The organism is Actinosynnema sp. (assembly GCF_052038725.1).
Map to the genome: position 1 here is coordinate 1 of NZ_JBQGCX010000801.1, position 2812 is coordinate 2812.

A 2812-nucleotide genomic window follows, 5' to 3' on the forward strand; every position below is an offset into this window, starting at 1 on the left:
GCGATGAAGTCGCAGCCCTGTACTCGGCGAAGGAGATCAACGGTGACCGGGTGGGCTGGTTGATCCGACACCTGGCCGGCAAGACCAGGAAGGAGTGGGAGCGGGGCGCGATCCAGGCGAACCGCGAACGGCATCGGACCACGTCCGCTTTGAAGGTCACGTGCGTGCTTTCGCTGACTGTGGCCTTGGCGGCTGCGGCGGGTGTCGTGGCCGCAGCGGTGGAGGTCGACGTGGTCCGGGCGGTGGCGGCGACCGCGATCGCCGTGGTCAGCGGGCGGATCGCGGTCCCGCGCTGGCGGCTCGCCATCAGTGAGCGCCGCCGCTTGGCGGAGGCGGCACTGGTGTACGCCGAGACGCTGGCCGAACGCGAGGAGGCCCATCAGCAGTGGCGGGACAGGTTGCACTCCACCAGGCCGTCCGAGCAGGAGATGGAGACCTGGCTGAACTGCGACAAGGCGCTGGCGCTCGACGAGGCGCTGCGCCACTACCGGTTGGCGTGGCGCGACATCATCGCCCACGCCCTGCTGCAGACGCCTGCGAGGAGGTACAAGCGGGCACGGGTCAAGGGCGGACCGTGGCGCTACTCGACGTACGACATCCGCCTCTTCCTCATCACGCACGACGGGGTGCGGGAGGTGAGCACCGAGCTGCACTTCGAGCGGGCCGTGCGCAACGGGCAGCAGCGCAACAACTTCCGCTTCGACGCGGTCTCCTCGGTCCACGTGGACAGGACCGACGACCTGGGGCACACCCTGGAGCTGACCCTGATGAACGGCCCGACCAGGGACATCCGCGTCACGGACCCCGAGCGGGCGCAGTCGGACTCGGAGGAGAGCCCCGAGTCGCTCGCCCAGATGAACATGGACGCAGCCGGGTTCGTGCACACGCACCACATCCTGGAGGGCATCGCGGCCGAGGGGAAGGGGTGGATCGACCGGGACCCCTACTCCGCAGGGCTCCAGACGGCGGTAGCGTCCGGCTGACGCCTCGAACACGTCGGAGGGGGCGACCACATCGGCCACCCCCTCACGGCCACCCTTGCCTCACACCACCTGCGGCCTCCGCGACAACGACCGCACCACCAGCACCGTCGCCGCCGCAGCCACCGCCAGCAGCGCCAACCCACCGCCATAAGACCCGTAAGACCCGTACAGCGCCCCCATGATCAACGGCGGCACGAACCCGCCCAGCCCGCCCGCCGCGCCGACGATGCCCGTCACCGAGCCGACCTGGTCCGCCGGGGCCATGATCGCCACCAGCGCGAACGTCGCTCCGCTGCCTGCGCCGAGCGCGACCGCCAGCACCAGGAACGCCGCCGTTCCCATCGGCATCAGCATCGGCGTGAACGCCTGCACGACCGCCGCCGCGACGACCGCCACCAGCGTGGTGTTCAAGACCCTCGCGGGCGCCACCCGGTCCGACAGCCAGCCGCCCAGCGGGCGGGCGATCACCGCCAGCACCACGAAACCGGCCATCCGGTTGGCCGCGTCGGCCTGGGTCAGCTCGTAGCTCGTCTTCAGGTACGTGGGCAGGTAGACCGACATCGCCACGTAACCGCCGAACGACAGCGCGTAGATGCCCGACGCCTGCCAGGTGATCGGCAGCTTCGCCGCGGCCAGCAGCCGGTGCGCCGCCGACCCGGTCGGCTTGGTGCGGCCGGGCGCCTCGCGGATCAGCAGGTAGGAGGCGACCGCGTACACCGCGAGCACGATCGCGGGGACGATGACCGGCGCGGTCTTGCCCGCCGCCGTGACCAGCGGCACGGTGGTCAGCGCGCTGAACGCGGTGCCGCCCATGCCGATGCCGAACAGGCCGAGCGCGGTGCCGCGCCGCTCCGGCGGGAACCAGGCGTTGACCGTGGGCACGCCGACGGCGAACGCGCTGCCGCCGATGCCGAGGAAGAAGCCGCCGACGAGCAGCCCGGTCAGCGAGTACTGCCCGCTGAAGCCCAGGTACAGCACGGGGACGATGGTCGCGGCGGACACCGCCGGGAACATGATCCGGCCGCCGAACCGGTCGGTGAGCACACCGGCCGCGACGCGGCCGACCGAGCCGACGATCACCGGCACCGCCACCAGCAGGGCCTGCTGGAAGGAGGTGAGACCGAGCTCCTCGCGGTACAGGGGTCCCAACGGGCTGAGCAGCGCCCAGGCCCAGAAGTTCACCGCGAATCCGAGGGCGGCCATGACCAGGACCACCCAGCGGGTGCGGTCGTGAGCAGAGTCCGATCCAGTCATGCCCGGAACACTGCGCCCGGCCCGCGTGCGCGGTAAGTGAGCAACTGCCGTGCCGGGAGAGGACTTAGGTCCCTCCAAACGGAGCAACCCGCGCGGTGCACTGGGCACATGGACAGCACAGGGGTGGACCGCCCCCAACCGCGCGGGCGCAAGTTCTTCGCGCGGGGGGAGGTGTCGGCCGACGGCAGGACCGTGCACCGGATCGACCAGGCGGAGTGGGAGCGCTTCTACCGGGACAGGTGGGCCCACGACAAGGTGGTCCGCTCCACGCACGGGGTCAACTGCACCGGTTCGTGCTCGTGGCAGGTGTTCGTCAAGGACGGCCTGATCACCTGGGAGCACCAGGCGACGGACTACCCGTCGGTCGGGCCGGACTCGCCGGAGTACGAGCCGCGCGGCTGCCCGCGCGGCGCCTCGTTCTCCTGGTACACCTACTCCCCGTCACGGGTGCGCTACCCGTACGTGCGGGGCGTGCTGCTCAAGATGTGGCGCGAGGCCAAGGCCCGCCTCGGCGACCCGGTGCTGGCCTGGGCCGAGATCACCGGTGACCCGGAGAAGTCGCGCCGCTACAAGCG

The 2812-nt window shown here is 71.1% G+C and carries 1 protein-coding gene and 2 pseudogenes; 2 read left to right on the plus strand and 1 reads right to left on the minus strand.

The genetic code is table 11. The features are described from left to right. Positions 1-983: pseudogene (locus ACTUAL_RS16520) on the plus strand (hypothetical protein); the annotation flags it as partial. 60 nt (positions 984-1043) lie between these two features. Here the strand turns inward: ACTUAL_RS16520 and ACTUAL_RS16525 are convergent. Continuing rightward, the gene (locus tag ACTUAL_RS16525; protein ID WP_440900895.1) at positions 1044-2237 is read right to left on the minus strand and encodes a nitrate/nitrite transporter; all 1194 of its coding nucleotides are present in this window, start codon (positions 2235-2237) and stop codon (positions 1044-1046) included. Positions 2238-2345: 108 nt separating this feature from the next. Between ACTUAL_RS16525 and ACTUAL_RS16530 the strand changes: the two are divergent. Then, positions 2346-2812, plus strand: a pseudogene (locus ACTUAL_RS16530) (nitrate reductase subunit alpha); the annotation flags it as partial.

Bases quoted from the DNA above. Each gene is read 5' to 3' on its own strand.
- ACTUAL_RS16525 (WP_440900895.1), bottom strand. From the start codon at position 2,237: ATGACTGGATCGGACTCTGCTCACGACCGCACCCGCTGGGTGGTCCTG.